Source organism: Paenibacillus sp. FSL W8-0194 (assembly GCF_037969745.1).
GTDB classification, from domain to species: domain Bacteria; phylum Bacillota; class Bacilli; order Paenibacillales; family Paenibacillaceae; genus Paenibacillus_AQ; species Paenibacillus_AQ cookii.
Window position 1 is genome coordinate 4108035 of sequence record NZ_CP150205.1, and the last position, 18953, is coordinate 4126987.

Sequence of the window (18953 nt, forward strand, 5' to 3'; positions counted from 1 at the left end):
TGTTTCTTATTATAATATGGACCTTAAAATAGTACAAATAAACTAGATCACGTTTAACGCGTTTATTTTCAATGAAAACGCTTATATTTCAAACGAATCCGATTTTGCGAGGGAGGTATGCCGCTTGGCCAAAAAATCGCTCCCGCTTCTGATCCTGCTGGCGGGGCTGCTCTATGTTTTTTTGCTGCACGGACTGCTGTTCAAGCTGATTCCCATGGCACTCATTATCGTTTACGCTTGCCTGCAATTCCCCCGCTCCGACAGGAAATACGCCTGCCTGACCGCAGCCGGCCTTTTCTTTTGCATGCTGGGAGACGGTTTGCTCCGTTTTTTCGTCGTCGGACTTTCGGCTTTTCTGATCGGGCATCTGTTCTACCTGTCAGCTTTTTTAGGACGATGGAAATATTCGCCTCTTCGTTTGAGCTTCGCGCTTCCGCTTGCCGGTTATGCCGCGTTTGTCGGCTGGAAGCTGCATGGCGGCTTGACCTCCGGCGGACATGGAGACCTGGTCGTTCCGGTCTTTTTATATGTGGCCGTCATCATGCTCATGGGGTTCTTCGCCGTCATGACGGGAAGCTGGCGATGCGGGACGGGGGCGCTGCTGTTTATCGCGAGCGACTCGATCCTCTCCTGGAACATGTTCGTTTCGGATATCGCTTATTCGGACGTGTTGATTATGGGAACCTACTATGTCGCGCAATTTTTGCTTGCCGGCAGCATACGGCATCAATCCGGAGCAGCGAACGACAAACGGGGCGTCACGATTCAATAGCCGGTTCTCCCTAAGCTGAACCAAAAAAAGCACAGCTCTCTTTCGAGAACTGTGCTTTATAGGCTTTTTTTTTTAACCAAAGCTATAAGAAAACGTCGGTTCGACGCTACTTCCGAAGTTTTTCATGCGATTACGACATTTCAGCCGATGCCGAAAATCATAATTCACAGAAATCCATAAAACGGAGTTGATCTTATAATTTAGTTACGTTTGCAGCTTGAGGGCCACGGTTGCCTTCAGTGATTTCGAATTCAACTTCTTGACCTTCGTCCAAAGTTTTGAAGCCTTCGCCTTGAATTGCGGAGAAATGCACGAATACGTCTTCGCCGCCTTCAACTTGAATAAAGCCATAGCCTTTTTCTGCGTTAAACCATTTAACTGTACCTTTCAAATGAACAACCTCCTAAAAATACCGCCATATGTGGCGAATAAGTACATTATACTTCATGCTTCTTGACAATGCAATCGATCTTTTGCGAAATTGCACTTTTTCATTTGCTTTTGTAGCTTCCTCTAAGGTATCATTTTACCAAAAGAGCAAACGGAGAATGCATATGATCAAAAAACACGAAATATACAAAAAAGACAAATGGAACATGATGACCGTCGAAGTGCAGGGCCGCTACATCGTGCTTCGGGAGATTTCCGATCAATGGGGCGAGGAAACCCACACCTTCATGAGCCGCCCGGCTCTCATGCAGTGGGCCGAATCCCGGTTCCCCAAAGAGGAGTACGAAGACAACATGGAAGAATGGCGCTCCATCATGGCCGCCTTTAAAGGAGTCTAAGCCCTTAAAATGGAATACAACAGCACCCTTATTTACATCATCTCGGCCTTTTGCCTGGGAGCCGTGCTCATCCTGATGAAAAACTCGGTCCCGCCAAGGCTGAAACGGGGCATGGCAGGCACTGCGGCCGTCATGATCCTGATTGCCTTTATCCTTATTGTATACAATCTGTTTACCATGGGTTCCAGCCCTTGAAGGAAAGGTTTCATATTATCGCGGGGAAAAGTTCATACTAAGGGACATCTTTCCTTTATAAGGAGGTCCCCTGGTAGTGAACTTCAACAAGACGATCAGGATCGCCGCGCTGCTCACCTTTGTCGTGGGGGCGGCTTCCTGCTTTCCTCCAGCGGTTTCGTCAAATGGAACCCATGCTTTTTCATCCCAACATTTAAGGAGGATTCCCATGGAAAAATTATTGAAACGTTCCGAGGTAGCCGAAGAACATAAATGGAATGTGGAGGATTTGTTCGACGGCCAAAAAGCCTGGGACCAAACTTATGCCGAACTGCAGCAGGAGCTGAAAAAGATCGCCGAATTCCAGGGCAAGCTCGACAATGCGAACGCGGTCAAGGACTGTTTTGCGCTTGAGGACGACATTTCCCTCAAAACCGAACGCCTTTACGTATACGCTCACCTGCACCATGACGAAGATACAGCAAACCCTACATACCAGGCATTATCCCAGAAAGCGAAAAAATTGAACGTGCAGGTCGGCGAAGCCCTTTCTTTCGTTACGCCGGAAATTTTGTCCTTGCCGGACGAAAAGCTGGACGCGTTTATCGCCGATCCCGTACTCGCGCCTTACAAATTCACCCTGACCGAAATGAAGCGCGAAAAAGCCCACGTGCTTTCCAAAACGGAAGAAGCGCTGCTCGCCCAGGTCGGCAACCTGTCGCAGGCTCCGCAAACGATTTTCGGCATGCTTAACAACGCGGACCTGAAGTTTCCGAAGATCAAAAACGAAGAAGGCAAGGAAGTCGAGCTGACCCACGGCAACTACATCCAGTTCCTGGAGAACCCGAACCGCGAGGTGCGCGAGCGGGCATTCAAAGCGGTGTACGATACCTACGCCAAGCAAAAAAATACCATCGCCGCTACGCTGAACGCCAACGTCAACAAAAACATCTTTTACGCGAACGTGCGCAAATACCCTTCCGTTCTGGAAATGTCCCTTTACGGCGACAACATTCCGAAGGAAGTGTACACGAACCTGATCGACACGATCCATGAAAGCCTGCCGCTGCTCCACAGATACATGGACCTGCGCAAAAAGCTGCTCGGCGTCGACGAGCTCCATATGTACGATCTGTTCGCTCCGCTCGTGGACGAATACAAAATGGACATCACGTACGACGAAGCGAAAAAGACCGTCAAGGAAGGCCTCAAACCGCTGGGCGACGATTATTTGGCATCGCTGCAGGAAGGTTTCGACAACAAATGGATCGACGTATACGAGAACGAAAACAAACGCACCGGAGCATACAGCTGGGGAGCTTACGGCACCCACCCGTACGTGCTTCTGAACCATAAGGACAACTTGAACAGCATGTTCACGCTTGCGCACGAAATGGGCCATGCGCTGCATTCCTATTATTCGGACAACGCGCTGCCGTACCGCGACGCGCAGTACACCATTTTCCTGGCCGAAGTGGCCTCGACGACCAACGAAGCGCTCCTGATGGATTACCTGCTCAAAAAATCGACCGATCCGAAGGAAAAGATGTACCTGCTGACCTACTATGCCGACCAGTTCCGCACGACGGTGTTCCGTCAAACGATGTTCGCCGAATTCGAGAAGCTCATCCATGAGCGCGCCGAATCGGGCGAAGCGTTGACGCCGCAGGCGCTGTCGGAAATTTATTACGACCTGAACGTGAAATACCACGGCAAAGGCATGGTCGTCGACAAGGACATCGAAATGGAATGGGCCCGCATTCCGCATTTCTACAACAGCTTCTATGTATACAAATACGCGACCGGATTCTCGGCGGCGACTAGCTTCTCCAAGCAAATTTTGGAGGAAGGCCAGCCCGCGGTGGACCGCTACCTCGGCTTCCTGAAAAGCGGCGGCAGCGACTTTTCGATCAACATCCTGAAAAAAGCCGGCGTCGACATGTCTTCGCCGCAGCCGATCCGCGAAGCGATGAGCGTCTTTGAAAATGTCATCGAGCAGTTGGAGCAAATGACGAAATAACGCATCCGGCATAAAATCCCTTGTCCTTGCAGGTCAAGGGATTTTATACTGTCTTTAAGAAGGAGGTATCTTTCGCATGAAAATCCAATGGTCGCTGATTGCCGGATTGTTGTTTGCGCTGATTACGGCGGTGTTTGCCGTCATTAACGTGGATCCGGTCCGGGTCAATTTTATGTTCAGCGAAGTCGACATCCCGCTCATCCTGCTCATCGTCGGCTGCACGCTGATCGGCGGCATCATCGTCGGCTCTTACGGCATCTTCAGGCAGTACAAGCTGCAAAAGGAAATCAAGCTTTTAACCGCCCAGCTGACGCATATTCAAAACGAAACCGGATATACGCCCCCTTCCCCGGAAGAAATCCAAACCGGCGGCAAAGAAAAAAACGAAGGCGAACTGCCTACGTAGGGAACCCATCATCTTCATCCATGAAATAAGGAGGACATCTGCATGTCAATCCAACCGAACGAAGAATACATATTAACGTTTTTGAAAAAACTGCTGGACACGCCAAGCCCCACCGGCTTTACCGCCCAGGCCTTGAAGCTCGTGGAGCAGGAAGCGGCCTCCCTCGGCGTCAAGCTGTCCTGGAACCAAAAGGGCGGCGCTATTCTTGAAGTGGAAGGCGAGGACCCCTCCCGCACGGTCGGGCTCAGCGCGCACGTGGACACGCTCGGGGCCATGGTCCGCGCCGTCAAATCCGACGGCCGGCTCCGCCTGACCCGCGTCGGCGGCTTTATGCTGCAAAGCATTGAAAACGAATATTGCGTCATCCATACGCGCAGCGGCAAAACGTATACGGGCACGATTTTGAGCACGCATCCTTCCGTACATGTCTACGACGATGCCCGCGACTTCAAACGCGAGGAAGAAAACATGGAAGTCCGCATCGACGAGCTCGTCGAATCCAAAGAGGATGTCCTGAAGCTGGGCATCGGTGTTGGCGACTTCGTTTCTTTCGATTCCCGCGCGGTCATCACCGAAAGCGGGTTCGTCAAATCCCGCCACATCGACGACAAGGCCAGCGTGGCCGCGCTGTTCGGCCTGCTCGAATCGATGAAGCGCGAAAACTGGAAGCCGAAGCATAATGTGAAGCTGCTGATCTCGAACTATGAGGAGGTCGGTCACGGGGCAGCCTATATCCCTTCCGACATCGACGAGATGATCGCCGTCGACATGGGCTGCATCGGCGACGATCTCAGCTGCAAGGAAACCGACGTTTCCATTTGCGCCAAAGATTCTTCGGGCCCATATGATTACGACATGACGAGCAAGCTGATCGAGCTGGCCAAAGCCGAAGGCATCCCTTATGCCGTCGATGTGTATCCGCACTACGGCTCCGACGCCTCCGCCGCGTTGTCGGCCGGCAACAATATCCGTGCCGCGCTGATCGGCCCGGGCGTGCATGCCTCCCATGCAATGGAACGCACGCACAAAACGGCTGTGTTTAATACGGCCAAACTGCTGGCGGCCTATTTGCAATCTTAATTTCGGCGTGAATGCCAAGCCCGGCGGCTTCCATCGGAACGCGGGAATGGTCTCTCCTGGATTCAACGCATGTTCATATCGACAAAAAAGGCTGTTCGATCGACTTGATCGAACAGCCTTTTGTTTCTTGCGCGAAACGCGCGGCATCTGTCTTCCCGTTATGTTGCCGGACCGACGAGTTTTTAATCGGATGAACTGCTGCACGAAGATGAGCTGCAGGATGAACTGCTGCAGGACGACGAACTGCACGAGGAGTCGCTGCTGCATGAGGAATCGCTGCCGCAGGACGAATCGCTGTCGCAAGAAGATTCGCTGCTGCAAGCAGACTCGCCGCTGCAATCCGAATCGCCGCCGACGACGTCCCCGTCGATCAAATCAAGCATAATGAGCGTATTTACGTCGCTGCCGCCATAAGCATATGAATCCGTTTGTTGGGAGGTGAAACCGGAAGCTGCTTGAGAATTTTTCCTCTGCCCGGATGGCCGGCCCGCCTTCGCTTGGAAGGACGGCGATGTTGGCATCCGTTTTTGCAGCTCCTCCCGGTTTTGGACGACGTGGATGATATGGTTTACAAGCTCTTGCACGGCCGCGTGATAAACGTACGACGGATGATTTTTGAAGTAACGTTCAAGCAAAACATCACGGTCCCCCGCCAGAGCATGATTCGCCAACGCCGGGTCCAGTTTTTTACGCCCGAAGCTCCCAAGAAGGATGGTGCTTTCGGTATGGATTTCAAATAAAACGGAGTACACCAGCTCGAATTGGGCCCGTTCCGCCTCCCCCGGTTTCGCGGATTTGCCCGTATGGGGCGCGTGATGGATCATTTCCCCGAACAGGTCATGGCAAAACTGCTGGTATTCGCGGGAAAAAAGCAGGGCGGAATGCCAGATTTCATCGACCATGGAGCTGTACATGCCAACGCTTTTGAGAAAAACATTCATCGCCAAGAACCGTTTGAACTCGAGGAGCAGCCAGGAATACATCGCGTCCGAAACATCCGGATGTTCGGCGAGGAACCGCGACCGTACATTGGCCCAATATTCTTCATGCTTGAGGAACACCTCGTCCAACCGCGTTTGGACCGGCGCAAGGAATTCATGCTGCCGGAATCCCGCTCCCTCGGGAGCAACACCGGAAAAAGCGCTCCCCGGGTAACTGCCGAGGGAACGGCGAGGTTCTTTTTTCCGTCCTTTAAACCATCTTTGAAAAATCCCCATGCGTCACCGCCTATTGCAATTTAGCCGTTTTTGCTTGCTTCGATTTTTTCCGCCAGCTCGTTCAGATACGTCCAGCGGTCCATCAGGTGCTCCAGCTCCGCTTCGGTTTCCTGCTGCTGCGAAAGCAGCTCCTGAAGCAGGGCCGAGTCGGCGAAGGCCTCCTCCATCTTACTCTGGATGGCCGCCAGTTTATTCTCGCAGGCTTCGATCAGGCCGTCGATTTGCTCGTATTCGCGCTGCTCCTTATAGCTGAATTTCAGCTTCTCGCGCGGTGCGGCCGCGGCCGCCTGCGGCGCGGAAACCTTCTCCGCCTTGCGTTCCGCGGCGGCAGGTTCGGCGTTTTTAGCCATCCATTCGCTGTATTCGGTAAAATTGCCGACATGCACGCGCACCCGTCCGTCGCCCTCAAAAGCCCAAATTTTATCCACCGTCCGGTCCAAAAAGTACCGGTCATGGGATACGACAAACACGACGCCCGGAAAATCGTCCAAATAATCCTCCAGCACGGCCAGCGTTTGGATGTCCAAATCGTTTGTCGGTTCGTCCAGAAGAAGCACGTTCGGCGCGGACATCAACACCCGCAGCAAATACAAGCGGCGTTTTTCCCCGCCCGACAATCTGGAAATCGGGGTCCACTGCATCGCGGGCGGGAACAAAAAGCGCTCCAGCATCTGGGACGCCGTAATGCTGCTGCCGTCCTCGGAGCGGATGACCTCCGCTTCCTCCTTGATGTATTCGATGACGCGCATGCTGCCGTCCATGTCCTGATGCTCCTGCGTGAAATAGCCGATTTTGACGGTGGGACCCGTGATGATATCCCCCTCGTCCGGCTCCAGCCTGCCGGCGATCAGGTTGAGCAGCGTCGACTTCCCGCTTCCGTTCGGCCCCGTGATGCCGATCCGGTCGCCCGGCACGCTGATATAGTTCAAATCATGGATCAGAACCTTGGGGCCTGCATTTTTGCCCACATGCTCCAATTCGATGATTTTGCGCCCCAAACGCGCCGAAGCCGCCGACATTTCGATCGTGCCGCTGCGCGTCGGCCCTTGCTGCTCCTTCAGCGCTTCAAAACGCTCGATCCGCGCCTTCTGCTTGGTCGTTCTTGCTTTGGCTCCGCGCCGAATCCAGGCGAGCTCGTTTCGCAGCAGGTTTTGCCTTTTTTGCTCCGATGCTTCCTCCCGTTCTTCCCTTTCCGCCTTCAGCTCAAGAAATTTGGAATAGTTGGCCTCATAGCGGAACAACCGGCCTTGATCCAGCTCCAGCATCACGGTGGCTACCCGGTCCAAAAAGTAGCGGTCGTGCGTGATCATCAGCAGCGCGCCGCGGCGCTTCTGCAAATACTGCTCGAGCCAAACGACGGAATCGTTGTCGATGTGGTTCGTCGGTTCGTCCAAAATGAGCAGCTCGCACGGTTCGATCAACGCTTGCGCCAAGGCGACGCGTTTGCGCTGTCCCCCCGACAACGAGCCCATGGCCGCGTCAAAACGGGTGATGCCCAGCTTGGACAAAATCGTTTTGGCTTCGCTTTCCATCTGCCATGCTTGCAGCGCGTCCATTTGCTGGTTCAGCTTCAGCAGCTTCTCCTGCAGCGCCTCATCGGCCGGATTCAGCTCCAGCAGCTCCATCGTTTCCGTGTAATCCCGAACGACCTTCAGCTTGGGATCATTCCCTTCAAACACCTGCTGCAGGACCGTATTGCCGGGATGAAAGTCGGGGTTTTGCGCCAGGAAACGCACCCTCACCTGATTTCCGAGGGAGATGCTCCCCTCGTCCGGCGGCTCCAAACCGGCAATGACGCGCAAAAACGTGGATTTCCCCGTTCCGTTGACGCCGACGATGCCGATTTTATCCTGATCCCCCATGCCAAACGAGGCATCCTTAAACAACACTTTTTCGCCGTAACTTTTGGATATATGTTCAACGGTCATGATGTTCATATCGTTTTTCCCTACTTATCTCTGAAATTGAAAAGCATATTGCTATTTTAGCATACGGTCCGGTCCGATAGGAACAAAAGGTACGTTCACCACCCGTACATGAAACCCAAAAAACCGTCCGGAAGGGACGGTTTTTGTATCGCTTGAAAGATGGAGCAGATCAGACAACCAATGCCAGCAGCCAGGCTGCCAGGCCGCCGATGCAGGAAGAAATGAAATTGACCGCGTCGTTGTTCATCCACCTCCAGCCGCGAATCCGGCGGGTCGGTTGCCCGCAATGCTCAAGCACCTCGACGTCTTTGCCGCATACCGGGCACCGGTACATCACCTGTACGGTCGCTCCGAGGAAGGAGTCGGCAAATGCGCCGGCTAGTCCGCCGGTAAGCCCTGCAAGCCACACGCCGCCCCAGAAAACGTCCGTTCCGGACAACAAGGCGAACAACCACCCGAACAGCGCGATCAAGAGACCGCCGGCCGCTGCCGCGGAGCTTCCCATCAGCGTCACGCCGCCCGACGTTCCCGGAGGAACGATTTTTCCGGTTAATACGGAGCGCGGGGGCCTGCGGCTCAGCCCTCCCCATTCCGTCGCCCAGGTGTCGGCCGTGACGGCCGCCATGACGCCGATAAACGCATAAATCCAGCCGGGATGGGGCCAAATCGCATGGAACAGGCACAGCAGCATGCCTGCGCCGCCGTTGGCGAAAACCTGGCCCGCATCCCGCGTTCCGGTTTTGGCATACGATTTTTCGAGCTCTGCTTTATTGGCTTGCTTGAATTTCGACAGCAGCGAAGAGCTGACGAAAAACACCAGCAGAATGCCGAACCAGAGCAGGTTGCCCGCTCCAAAATAAATCGTGCCCATGACGAACGCGGCGGCGGCGCCGGAAAGCGTGAGCGACCTTTTCCGGTAAGCTGCCCCGGCGACGGCGAGGGCGCAAAGCGCGCCGATCAGCCAAACCATGTCAGCCGATCACGCAGCTTCCGAGAAGCCGGTTTCCCCAGTACAGCTCGAAGGCATCTCCGGAAGCGCAGGGGCCTACGCCCGCGGGAGTTCCCGTGAAAATGACATCCCCTTCGCCAAGCCCGTAATGCGTGCCGATGTAATCGACGATTTCCTGCAACGGAAAAATCATCTCCTTGATATTTCCGCGCTGCACTTCCTTGCCGTTTTTATGTACCGTGAAATCCTCGCTCCCCGCCGCTTCGGCGCCGGGAAATCCGATGAATCCGGACACCGGGGCGGAATTTTTGAAGCCTTTGGCCGCCGTCCACGGATGCCCTTTTTTCTTGATCCCCGTCTGCACGTCCCGCAGCGTAAAGTCGATGCCCAGCGCCATTTGGTCCACCAGGTCGTCCACCTTTACGCCCGGTTCATAGGCGCGGCTCACGCGGAGAACCAGCTCCCCCTCGTAATGGACCTCGCCTTTGTTTTGCGGCAGCTCAAGCGTTTGCCCTTCCAAGCGTACGACCGCATGGGACGGTTTCAAAAAAATCATCGGCTCCTCAGGCACGTCGTTGCCAAGTTCGGCGGCGTGGAGTTTGTAGTTTCGTCCGACGCAATATACGTTTCGAATCATCGTGATCTCTTCCTTTGCAGTTAAAATAGGATGATGCTTAGCGGATAAACGTTTTTTTCCATACGTCAGGCCGGTTGGTGCAGATCAAAATTTCCGGAGAAATATCGGCAATCCGTCTCATTCGCTTCGGATCGTCGACGGTCCAGGCCATCACCTCGATGCCCGCCGACTTCAGTCTTTGAAACAATTCGGAATCCAAATTCGGGTAGCCGATCGACAGGAAGGAACAACCCAGCGACTGCAGCCGTTCCACGAGATCTTTGGGTTTGGCGTCGATGATGAGTCCCGTTTGGATATCCGGGTTGATCTCCTTTGCTTTCCGGAGCGCCCCGGCGTCAAACGACGTCAGGACGACATCCTGCTCCATATGGTATGAAGCGACGCGTTCGATGACCGCCTGCTCCAAGCCCGGATACATGTTTCCCGAAGTTTTCAGCTCGATGTTCAGCCGGACCCGGCCGCAGCAAAGGTGAAGCACCTCGGTGAGGGAAGGGATGTGCTCCCCATGGTATTCCCTGCTTTTCCAGCTTCCGGCGTCGAACCGGAGAAGCTGCTGCCAGGTATAATCCTTGACCTTGCCGGTGCCCGTCGTCGTCCGGTCCAAGCTGAAATCATGAATGACCACGGGAATCCCGTCAATCGTAAGTTGGGTATCGATTTCCATCCACTGAACATAAGGTTCGGCCAAGGCCATCCGAAAAGCCGCCATCGTATTTTCGGGCGCTTTGCCGGAAAAACCGCGGTGGGCCACACACAGATTGTTCAACCTTCTCCCCCCAAACTTGTCGGCGTCCGAAGGCCGTCCGCTCATGAACCCGGCGTGACGACTCCGTCCGCTGAAATTTTGACGCCGCCGATCGATAGATTTTGCAGCTCTTTCATCAGGCGGCCGCCCTCCTGCGCGTTCATAGGCACCGGCTGCCCAAGCTCCGCATGGTAAGGAACCAGCTTCATGCTGCAGCCGGATGTTTTGCAACGGGCTTGAAACACGGCCGTTTTCCATGTCGACGGCGTGCTCGATTTCGTGAAAATAAAATTCCCCGTGCTGTAAGCGATCCATTTTCCTTTATACTGCTCCAACCCTTGCAGAACATGCGGGTGCCCTCCGATGATCAAATCGGCTCCCGCATCGACGAAATCATGCCCCAGCTTTTTCTGAATGTCATTCGGCGTGAGGGCGCGTTCGATCCCCCAATGCACCATGACGATGACCAGGTCGGCTTTTTTGCGGGCTTCGGTGATCGAGGCAATGACGCGCGACGCCTTATCGTATGCGCTGGCTACGCCGGGCTTGTTTGCTCCCGCCGCCCAATTGGTTTCCGGATATACCCGGCTTGCGCCGATCACGGCAATCGTCATGCCGCCGCGATTGAAATACACCGGCTGGTAGGCGCGATCCGCGTTTTTGCCGGCACCGACGTACTGAATGCCGCTTTGGTCCAAATATTTGATCGTGTCCAGCAAACCGACCTCGCCTTGGTCGAGGATATGGTTGTTGCCGAGATTGACCGCGTCCATTCCCGCGGCCCGCAGCGCCTCCAGCGCTTTCGGCGAAGACTTGAACACGAACTGCTTGTTTTTTGCGCCTACTCCGCCCGTCGTCACCGGCGTTTCGAGATTTCCGAGCGTCAGGTCGTCTTTTTTGAACATGTCTCCCAAATAAGCAAACGGGTATGAATAGCCTTTTTTCTCAAGCAGCGTTTCCACTTTGCCCGAAAAAATCATGTCGCCGACAAAATGGATCGTGACGGATTTGCCGTTATCCTTTACTATCTTATGTCCCTTCGGCGCGTCGGAGTCCTCTTGCCCGGCGTCTTTTGGGCCGGTTTTCTTTTCCGCTGCATCGGCGGGAGGATTTTTTTCGGCCTGCCCTGCCGGCTGCTTCTTGCCTTCGTCCTGCGGCTTATCCGCCGTTTTCTGCTCCGGCCGCTCGCTTTCCTCGGGTTTCGTTTCCTGCGGTTTTGTTTCCGGCTCGCCTTGTTCCTCTACCGAGTCCTTGGCTTTATCGGAATTCCCCCCTTCAGGACGGTCCTTCCCGTCATCGGCCGCTGCATCCGGCGGCGTGCCGTTCTCCTTCTGACCCTCGGGCGGGGATTCGTGTTGTTCCGTATTGGCGGGCGCAGGTTTCTGCGGCGGAACCCCGGCCGCACTCTGCCGATAATCGGCAAGAAAATAAACGGCAAGCAAAATGACAATCATCATAAGCAGACAGGCATTGACGGTCAGCCACACCCGCCTCTGCTTCAGCTTCCGGTTTTTGGAGCCGGAACGTTTCTTCTGTGATCTGGGCGGATACATCGCTCCTCCTTAAATATAAACAGTTTGGAATCTTTGAAAATCCTAATTTTTAGTAGATTTCCTCCAGAATCCATACTATTATATCAGGTCCGCCAAAGCAAATAGAACCCCTCGCGTCTGCGGGGGGTTCCTTGATCGATGGCCAATTTATGCCATTCCGGCTTGTTGAAGCTGTTCGACGATGGCGTCGCGCAGCGTTTCCATGTACAGCGGATCGCTGTTCAGCATGTCGATGCGCATGAGGCGCATGTCCAGCTCCTTTGCCACTTCCTGCGCTTCGATATCCAGATCGTAAAGCACTTCGAGATGGTCGGACACAAATCCGATCGGCGCGACGAGCACGTTTTTGACCTGCTCTTTGCTGAGGTTCCGCAGCGTATCGAGGATGTCCGGACCAAGCCACGGCTCGGCGGTGCGCCCGGCGCTTTGCCATGCAAACTGCCAGGACGTAATGCCCGTCTGTTCTGCAATGGCGCGGGAGGTCTCGAGCAGCTGCTCCGGATACGGATCGCCCATGCTCAAAATTCTTTCCGGCAGGCTGTGCGCGCTGAACAAAACGCGAACTTCGCCGCGTTCGGCTCCCGCTTCCTTGAACAGGTCGAGCTTCGCGTTCACCCGGCGGCTGAACGCTTCGATCAGCTGCGGATGCAGGTGATAGCTTTTGACGAAAGTGAATTGGACCCCGACTTCGTCCGCTTTGGCCTGGGCGCGTTTGATATAGCTTTCGACGCTCATCGTGGAATAATGCGGGGCCAGCACGATGCCCACCGCTTTTTTGATGCCGTCTTTGGCCATTTGCTCCACGCCGTCTTCGATGAACGGACTCGCGTGTTTCAGCCCCTGATAGCAGACGTATTCCACGTCGAGCAGACGGCTGTCCGTATCCAGCGCTTCCTGCAGGTTCTCCACCTGGTTGTTCGTGTTTTCGCGAAGCGGGAACACGCCGCCCACGATGGCTTTGTAACGATCCGACAGCTCTTCCAGCTGCTCGGGGGATGGCGCATGTCCGCGGCGGATATGCGTATAGTATGCCTCAATGCCTTCCATGCTTTCCGGAGTGCCGTAGGACATGACGAGAACGCCGATTTTGGTTTTCACGAAGCAGTCACCTCTTACTTAAATATTGAACTTGATGGTTTACGCTCTTTAAAGGATTTCATGCGAAATCTTACTTGTTTTTTAACGCCGCCGCCGAGTACTCATGAATATAATCCGTCAATTCCTTGAGTTTATCCAGCGATGCCTCCGGGAACAGGCCGTGCCCCAGGTTGAAAATATATCCCGGCTCCTGGATCCCTTCATCAATCAATTCCTTGGCATATTGTTTAATGGTTTCCATAGGGGCCGTCAAAATATAAGGATCCAGGTTGCCCTGCACCGCAAATTTGCCGCCCGTGCGCTTGCGGCCTTCCGCGATGGATACCCGCCAGTCGAGCCCGATAACGTCCGCCTGAAGCTCTTTCAGCGTCGGGAGCAGCTCGCCGGAGCTGACGCCCGGAAAATATATTTTCGGTACATTCAAATCCGAAAGTTCGGCAAAGATACGGGTAATGGTAGGCAGGACATACGTTTGGAAGTCCTTCGGGGCAAGCGCTCCGACCCAGCTGTCGAACAGCTGGAACGCTTTGCCGCCGTTCTCGATATGGGACCGCACATATGTAATGACCATATCGCCGAGCTTATCCATCAGCAGCTTCCACACTTCAGGTTCGCCGTACATCAGCGTTTTCGTCAAAATATAGCTTTTGGACGGACGGCCTTCGATCAGATAGCTCGCAATCGTAAACGGCGCTCCGGCAAACGTGATGAGAGGCACCTGAAGCTCCTTGTCGAGGATGCGAATGGTTTCCATGATATGGGATAAGTCCTTGTCCACGTCGATCGGGCGAAGCTTCTCCACATCCGCCTTGCTCCGAATCGGGTTATCGATCACGGGACCGATATTTTTGACGATATCGAAATCGACGCCGAGCGAAGCGACCGGATTCATGATGTCCGAATACAAAATCGCGGCATCCACGCCAAGCTTCCGTACGGGCATCATCGTGATTTCGGCCGCAAGCTCCGGCTGCCGGCAAATTTCAAGCAGCGAATATTTCTCTTTGATTTTGCGGTATTCAGGGTCGTACCTGCCCGCTTGCCTCATATACCAGACAGGAACATGATCCGTTTCCTGCTTGTAGCTGGCGCGTATGAGCGTATCGTTGTAGGTCATGAAGGGGCCTCCAATGTTTTTTAGAATTTCTCTAATCTATATTATGCCCTTTTTAAAAGTCGGTAACAACCGGATGTCTTTCCGTTCGGGTGACAATAGTATGACAACTGTGACATGGTCCTTTGGGTAAATATGCTATACTGGAATAACCTGTGTTTTTCATGCTGAATTTGCAGTCACAAGAGAAAGGAAGTGAAAAGCACATTGAAATCGTGGAAAGTCAATTTGATTGTGCTTTGGATCGGCCAGTTTCTGGTCAACTCCGGAATGACCATGATCACCCCGTTCCTGTCCCTGTATCTGGCGAAAGATCTGGGCGTGCGGGGCGAGCATGAGATCGGCTTATGGGCGGGTTTGATTTTTGCCGCCAACTTCATGACGTCTTTTATTTTCCAGCCGCTTTGGGGCAAGCTGGCCGACCGGTACGGCCGGAAAATCATGCTGCTCCGCTCCGGCTTCGGCATGGCGATCGTCATCACGCTGATGGGGTTTGCCCGCACCCCTTGGGAACTGCTGCTGCTCCGGCTGCTGAACGGAACGATCTCCGGCTTTAACCCCGCTTCGATTTCGCTGGTGTCCAGCACGACCCCGAAAGAACGGATGGGTTTTGCGATGGGAATCATGCAGTCCGGCTCCGTGGCGGGAACCATTCTTGGGCCTTTGATCGGCGGGGGCCTTGCGGATTTGTTCGGATTCCGTCCTATTTTCTATATCATCGGCGTACTTATTTTTGCGGCTTCCCTGCTGGCCCTGTTCCTGGTCAAAGAAAATTTCAACCGCGAACAAGCGGCAAAAATCCCGCAGGCGTCCGTGCTTGCCGGCTTCAAAGAGCTGACGAAAATCCCGCAGCTTCCGGCCCTGTTCGCCGTGACCTTCCTGCTGCAGTTTGCGATGATGAGCCCGATGTCGCTGCTGCCGCTGTACGTCGAGAAGCTGCATGCATCCGCTGCGAATTTGGCCTTCTGGGCGGGCATGGTCAGCGCCGTCACCGGTTTGTCCAACATGATCACCTCGCCGATTCTCGGCAAGCTGAGCGACAAGGTGGGGGCGCACCGCATTTTGACCTATGCCCTGATCGGCGCCGGCGTGATGCTGATTCCGCAGGCCTTCGTCCAATCGGTATGGCAGCTGATTATCGTCCGTTTCCTGATGGGCGTTTTTATGGGCGGCCTGCTCCCGAGCGTCAATGCGCTGATCCGTTCGTACACGCCGGACGGCATGGAAAGCCGGGCCTTCGGCTTCAACACGAGCACGCTGGCGCTCGGGAACATGCTGGGCGCGCTCGTCGGCGGATTTTTATCCGGCTTTATCGGCATCGAGGGATTGTTTATCATATCGGGATGCCTGCTTCTGCTCAACATGGTGTGGGTGCGGCTTAAGCTGTATAAAAAAGGAAATTCGCCGCAGTTCCGGTAATCGGAACCGGCAAATCCGGCATGTCCCCGTAAAAGACCGTCCGATGGTTTTGGCGGGCATTCGAAAAAAAGGTGGCGCAGGATGTATCCTGCCCACCTTTTTTGGCCTGCGCGGATTTAAGGCCGACGCGGCTTCACCATCGCTACGGCCAATCCGTCGTACGCCGGCAAAATCGTGCCGATCAGTCGTTCATCGGTCGCCATCAGCTCGTTGAAACGGCGCATCGCCTGCACCGAAGGCCCGTTTTTGTCCGGGTTCAGCGTTCTGCCGCGCAAAAACGTGTTGTCCCCGGCAATGATCGCCCCGGGATTGGCCAGTTCGATGGCATATTCAAGGTATGCCGGATAATTCTCCTTATCGGCATCGATAAAAAAGAAATCGAAGGTCCGGCCTTCCTGCTTCAGTTGTTCGAGGCTTTCCGCCGCCAGCCCCACCTTGAATTCGACCTGATGGCCAAATCCCGCTTCCGTGAGATGCGCTAACGCCAGGTCGGCATAGTCCTGCTTCAGCTCCAGCGACGTTAACCGTCCCTCCGGAGACAGCCCTCGGGCCAGACAGATTCCGCTGTAGCCGCCCAAAGCCCCGATCTCCAGCACCTGTTCCGCTTTAGTCGCCGCCACCAGCATCGTCAGCAGACGTCCGTATCCCGGCGCGATCGAAATGGCCGGCATGCCTCGATCCGCGATATTTTGTTGGACGCGGGCCAGCAGCTCGTCATTTTCAAGAAAACGGTCCGCGTATTCTTCAGGATTCATACATGAATTCTCCTCACATTCGCATTCAAAAATCGAAAGCCTTAAAAGGTTTGTGTCTCGCCTTGCGTTACCCTATACTATTATAGAATGAAATTGGAGGGATTCAATCCCATTCCGTCGGCCTAGCCGACGCTTAGGTTACATACGAATCGCACCTGACGAAAATGGAGTTGAAAAAAAGCTTATGTCCCGCTTGCAATTGATTGCTACCGCACCGATGGGCCTGGAGTCGATCGTGGCGCGCGAACTTAAAGAATTGGGTTACAGCGACATGGAGGTCGAAAACGGACGCGTTACCTTCGCCGGCGATTTGCAAGACATCTGCCGCTGCAACCTGTGGCTTCGCACCTCGGACCGGATCCTCGTCAAAATGGGAGAGTTTCCGGCCAAAACCTTCGACGAGCTGTTCGAAGGAACCAAAGCGCTCCCTTGGGAGCAGTGGATTCCCGTTGACGGGGAATTTCCCGTCGAGGGGCGCTCGCATCACTCGCAGCTGAGCAGCGTCCCCGCCTGCCAAGGCATCGTAAAAAAAGCGATCGTGGAGAAGCTCAAGCAAAGTTACCGCACGGACTGGTTCCAGGAGAACGGCGCGCGTTACGTCATCGAAGTGAACCTGCACAAAGACGTCGCGCTCCTGACGCTGGACACGACGGGTCCGGCTTTGCATAAACGCGGGTACCGCAAACTCGTGACGGAAGCGCCGATCAAGGAAACGATGGCCGCCGCCATGCTTCAGCTCAGCCGCTGGAACGTTTCCCGCCCGCTGTACGACCCGTTCTGCGGCTCGGGCACCATCCTAATCGAGGCCGCCATGATGGGCTGGAACATCGCGCCCGGACTGCGCCGTTCGTTTCCTTCCGAGCATTGGCGCATCATTCCCGAGCGGCTTTGGAGCGAAGCCCGGGAGGAAGCCTTCGATGCCGTTCGCGACGATGAGCCGCTCCAGCTTGCCGGCAGCGACATCGACCCGAAGGCGATCGAGATTGCCCAAGCGTCCGCAAAAAGCGCCGGCTTCGGCCGCGATATCGCGTTTCACGTCCTTCCCGCCGCCAAAATCAAACCCGAGGGCGACTACGGCTGCCTGATCACGAACCCGCCTTACGGCGAACGCTTGAGCGAAAAAGACGAAGTCGAAAAAATGATCCGCCAGCTCGGCTTTACCGCCGCCCAGCTGCCAACCTGGTCCTTTTTCGCCATCAGTCCGACGAAGCAGTTCGAGCATTATTTCGGACGGAAAGCAGATAAACGGCGCAAGCTGTATAACGGACGGATCGAATGCCAATATTACCAGTTTTTCGGCCCGCTTCCGCCGCGCAAGCCTTAATCTCCACGCGAACAAACGGTTCGCGCCAAACCTTGAAACACACGCCAAAACCCCGGCCTCCTTCCGAAAGAAGAATGTCCGGGGTTTTTCGGCAAAAAAACAATGTTATGGATACCGTCCGTTCAATACGAACGTTCCCTTCTTAAAACATCAGCTCGTCCGGATTCGTTCCGACCCGCTGATCCTCATTCAGCGCATCGATTCGTTCCAGCTCGGACGAAGTCAGCTCAAAATCGAAAATGTCCGCGTTTTCCCGAATGCGCGAAGGGGTAACGGATTTCGGAATCGTCACGATCCCGCTTTGGAGGTTCCAGCGCAAAATGACCTGCGCCGGGCTTTTGCCGTATTTCCCGGCAATCTCCAGCAGCGTCTCGTTATCGCTTAATCTTCCTTTCATAAGCGGGCTCCAGGCTTCGATCTGAATGCCGTGCGAGCTGCAGTATTCCCGAAGCTGACGCTGGCTCAGGCGCGGGTGAAGCTCGACCTGATTGACCGCCGGAACGACGCGGCTGTCCTTCAGGAGCTCTTCCAGATGGTGAACATGGAAATTGCTGACGCCGATGGCGCGGATGCTGCCTTCTTCATAAAGGCGTTCCATCGCTTTCCAGGTATCCTTGAATTTATCCTTGCCCGGCCAGTGGATCAAATACAGGTCGATCACGTCAAGTCCAAGCCGCTTCCGGCTTGCTTCAAAAGCGCGCAGCGTGGAGTCGTACCCCTGATCGTCGTTCCAGACCTTCGTCGTTACGAACAGGTCGTCTCTGGCGACGCCGCTGTCGGCAATCGCCCTGCCGACTTCTTCCTCGTTGCCGTAGACGGCGGCGGTGTCGATGCTCCGGTATCCCGCTTCCAGCGCAACCTTGACGGCTTCGTACACTTCGTCGCCCTTGGCCTGATATGTACCGAAGCCAAACCATGGCATGGTGACTCCATTGTTCAGCGTCGTGCGGTCGGCAATATGTTTCATGTTGGAT

The 18953-nt window shown here is 54.7% G+C and carries 19 protein-coding genes; 8 read left to right on the plus strand and 11 right to left on the minus strand.

The window, feature by feature from the left end; all coding sequences use genetic code 11:
• Positions 1 to 124 precede the first annotated feature (124 nt).
• On the plus strand, positions 125 to 772 hold the full coding sequence (locus tag MKY58_RS18715) for a lysoplasmalogenase (protein WP_339321573.1): 648 nt from the start codon (positions 125 to 127) through the stop codon (positions 770 to 772).
• A gap of 193 nt (positions 773 to 965) precedes the next feature.
• Here the strand turns inward: MKY58_RS18715 and MKY58_RS18720 are convergent, their stop codons facing one another.
• The gene (locus tag MKY58_RS18720) at positions 966 to 1163 is read right to left on the minus strand and encodes a cold shock domain-containing protein (RefSeq protein ID WP_036706669.1); all 198 of its coding nucleotides are present in this window, start codon (positions 1161 to 1163) and stop codon (positions 966 to 968) included.
• A 163-nt stretch (positions 1164 to 1326) separates the two neighbouring features.
• On the opposite strand from MKY58_RS18720, the gene MKY58_RS18725 reads away from it, so the two are divergent.
• The 5 genes from MKY58_RS18725 to MKY58_RS18745 all read left to right on the plus strand — a co-directional run bounded on the left by MKY58_RS18725 (position 1327) and on the right by MKY58_RS18745 (position 5240).
• Positions 1327 to 1560 carry a hypothetical protein gene (locus MKY58_RS18725; protein ID WP_036706665.1) on the plus strand — a complete coding sequence of 78 codons (234 nt, stop codon included), beginning with the start codon at positions 1327 to 1329 and terminating at the stop codon, positions 1558 to 1560.
• 9 nt (positions 1561 to 1569) lie between these two features.
• Positions 1570 to 1755 carry a hypothetical protein gene (locus MKY58_RS18730; RefSeq protein ID WP_036706663.1) on the plus strand — a complete coding sequence of 62 codons (186 nt, stop codon included), beginning with the start codon at positions 1570 to 1572 and terminating at the stop codon, positions 1753 to 1755.
• Positions 1756 to 1963: 208 nt separating this feature from the next.
• Positions 1964 to 3754, plus strand: a complete 1791-nt coding sequence (pepF, locus tag MKY58_RS18735) for an oligoendopeptidase F (RefSeq protein ID WP_212951407.1) — start codon at positions 1964 to 1966, stop codon at positions 3752 to 3754.
• A gap of 76 nt (positions 3755 to 3830) precedes the next feature.
• Positions 3831 to 4160 carry a lipopolysaccharide assembly protein LapA domain-containing protein gene (locus MKY58_RS18740; protein WP_339321574.1) on the plus strand — a complete coding sequence of 110 codons (330 nt, stop codon included), beginning with the start codon at positions 3831 to 3833 and terminating at the stop codon, positions 4158 to 4160.
• A gap of 42 nt (positions 4161 to 4202) precedes the next feature.
• The gene (locus tag MKY58_RS18745; RefSeq protein ID WP_339321575.1) at positions 4203 to 5240 is read left to right on the plus strand and encodes a M42 family metallopeptidase; all 1038 of its coding nucleotides are present in this window, start codon (positions 4203 to 4205) and stop codon (positions 5238 to 5240) included.
• A gap of 182 nt (positions 5241 to 5422) precedes the next feature.
• On the opposite strand, the gene MKY58_RS18750 is transcribed toward MKY58_RS18745, so the two are convergent.
• From MKY58_RS18750 to hemE, 8 genes are all read right to left on the minus strand, one after another.
• Positions 5423 to 6457, minus strand: coding sequence for a hypothetical protein (locus tag MKY58_RS18750; protein ID WP_339321576.1), 1035 nt, complete (start codon positions 6455 to 6457; stop codon positions 5423 to 5425).
• Between the two features lie 20 nt (positions 6458 to 6477).
• The gene (locus tag MKY58_RS18755) at positions 6478 to 8394 is read right to left on the minus strand and encodes an ABC-F family ATP-binding cassette domain-containing protein (RefSeq protein WP_339321577.1); all 1917 of its coding nucleotides are present in this window, start codon (positions 8392 to 8394) and stop codon (positions 6478 to 6480) included.
• A 160-nt stretch (positions 8395 to 8554) separates the two neighbouring features.
• Complete coding sequence (locus MKY58_RS18760) at positions 8555 to 9355, minus strand: DUF92 domain-containing protein (protein ID WP_339321578.1); 801 nt, start codon at positions 9353 to 9355, stop codon at positions 8555 to 8557.
• Position 9356: 1 nt separating this feature from the next.
• Positions 9357 to 9971 (minus strand): fumarylacetoacetate hydrolase family protein, encoded by a 615-nt coding sequence (locus tag MKY58_RS18765; RefSeq protein ID WP_339321579.1) that lies wholly within the window; start codon positions 9969 to 9971, stop codon positions 9357 to 9359.
• 37 nt (positions 9972 to 10008) lie between these two features.
• A complete protein-coding gene (locus tag MKY58_RS18770) occupies positions 10009 to 10737 on the minus strand; it encodes a glycerophosphodiester phosphodiesterase family protein (RefSeq protein ID WP_339321580.1) in 729 nt (242 codons plus the stop codon).
• Between the two features lie 41 nt (positions 10738 to 10778).
• Complete coding sequence (locus tag MKY58_RS18775; RefSeq protein WP_339321581.1) at positions 10779 to 12269, minus strand: CapA family protein; 1491 nt, start codon at positions 12267 to 12269, stop codon at positions 10779 to 10781.
• A 147-nt stretch (positions 12270 to 12416) separates the two neighbouring features.
• Positions 12417 to 13367, minus strand: coding sequence for a ferrochelatase (hemH, locus tag MKY58_RS18780; protein ID WP_339321582.1), 951 nt, complete (start codon positions 13365 to 13367; stop codon positions 12417 to 12419).
• 70 nt (positions 13368 to 13437) lie between these two features.
• A complete protein-coding gene (gene hemE, locus MKY58_RS18785; protein ID WP_339321583.1) occupies positions 13438 to 14484 on the minus strand; it encodes a uroporphyrinogen decarboxylase in 1047 nt (348 codons plus the stop codon).
• 204 nt (positions 14485 to 14688) lie between these two features.
• Here hemE and MKY58_RS18790 point away from each other — a divergent pair, with 204 nt between their 5' ends.
• On the plus strand, positions 14689 to 15900 hold the full coding sequence (locus MKY58_RS18790; RefSeq protein WP_212951393.1) for an MFS transporter: 1212 nt from the start codon (positions 14689 to 14691) through the stop codon (positions 15898 to 15900).
• Between the two features lie 116 nt (positions 15901 to 16016).
• Here the strand turns inward: MKY58_RS18790 and MKY58_RS18795 are convergent, their stop codons facing one another.
• A complete protein-coding gene (locus MKY58_RS18795) occupies positions 16017 to 16655 on the minus strand; it encodes an O-methyltransferase (RefSeq protein WP_339321584.1) in 639 nt (212 codons plus the stop codon).
• A 184-nt stretch (positions 16656 to 16839) separates the two neighbouring features.
• Between MKY58_RS18795 and MKY58_RS18800 the strand changes: the two genes are divergently transcribed.
• Positions 16840 to 17979, plus strand: a complete 1140-nt coding sequence (locus tag MKY58_RS18800; RefSeq protein ID WP_339321585.1) for a class I SAM-dependent RNA methyltransferase — start codon at positions 16840 to 16842, stop codon at positions 17977 to 17979.
• Positions 17980 to 18121: 142 nt separating this feature from the next.
• Here MKY58_RS18800 and MKY58_RS18805 read toward each other — a convergent pair whose 3' ends face one another.
• On the minus strand, positions 18122 to 18946 hold the full coding sequence (locus MKY58_RS18805; RefSeq protein WP_339321586.1) for an aldo/keto reductase: 825 nt from the start codon (positions 18944 to 18946) through the stop codon (positions 18122 to 18124).
• Between the last annotated feature and the right edge of the window lie 7 nt (positions 18947 to 18953).

Coding starts and splice junctions, on each gene's coding strand:
- MKY58_RS18725 (WP_036706665.1), top strand. CDS start 1,327: ATGATCAAAAAACACGAAATATACAAAAAAGACAAATGGAACATGATG.
- MKY58_RS18730 (WP_036706663.1), top strand. CDS start 1,570: ATGGAATACAACAGCACCCTTATTTACATCATCTCGGCCTTTTGCCTG.
- pepF (WP_212951407.1), top strand. CDS start 1,964: ATGGAAAAATTATTGAAACGTTCCGAGGTAGCCGAAGAACATAAATGG.
- MKY58_RS18740 (WP_339321574.1), top strand. CDS start 3,831: ATGAAAATCCAATGGTCGCTGATTGCCGGATTGTTGTTTGCGCTGATT.
- MKY58_RS18745 (WP_339321575.1), top strand. CDS start 4,203: ATGTCAATCCAACCGAACGAAGAATACATATTAACGTTTTTGAAAAAA.
- MKY58_RS18750 (WP_339321576.1), bottom strand. CDS start 6,457: ATGGGGATTTTTCAAAGATGGTTTAAAGGACGGAAAAAAGAACCTCGC.
- MKY58_RS18755 (WP_339321577.1), bottom strand. CDS start 8,394: ATGAACATCATGACCGTTGAACATATATCCAAAAGTTACGGCGAAAAA.
- MKY58_RS18760 (WP_339321578.1), bottom strand. CDS start 9,355: ATGGTTTGGCTGATCGGCGCGCTTTGCGCCCTCGCCGTCGCCGGGGCA.
- MKY58_RS18765 (WP_339321579.1), bottom strand. CDS start 9,971: ATGATTCGAAACGTATATTGCGTCGGACGAAACTACAAACTCCACGCC.
- MKY58_RS18775 (WP_339321581.1), bottom strand. CDS start 12,269: ATGTATCCGCCCAGATCACAGAAGAAACGTTCCGGCTCCAAAAACCGG.
- hemE (WP_339321583.1), bottom strand. CDS start 14,484: ATGACCTACAACGATACGCTCATACGCGCCAGCTACAAGCAGGAAACG.
- MKY58_RS18795 (WP_339321584.1), bottom strand. CDS start 16,655: ATGAATCCTGAAGAATACGCGGACCGTTTTCTTGAAAATGACGAGCTG.
- MKY58_RS18800 (WP_339321585.1), top strand. CDS start 16,840: ATGTCCCGCTTGCAATTGATTGCTACCGCACCGATGGGCCTGGAGTCG.
- MKY58_RS18805 (WP_339321586.1), bottom strand. CDS start 18,946: ATGAAACATATTGCCGACCGCACGACGCTGAACAATGGAGTCACCATG.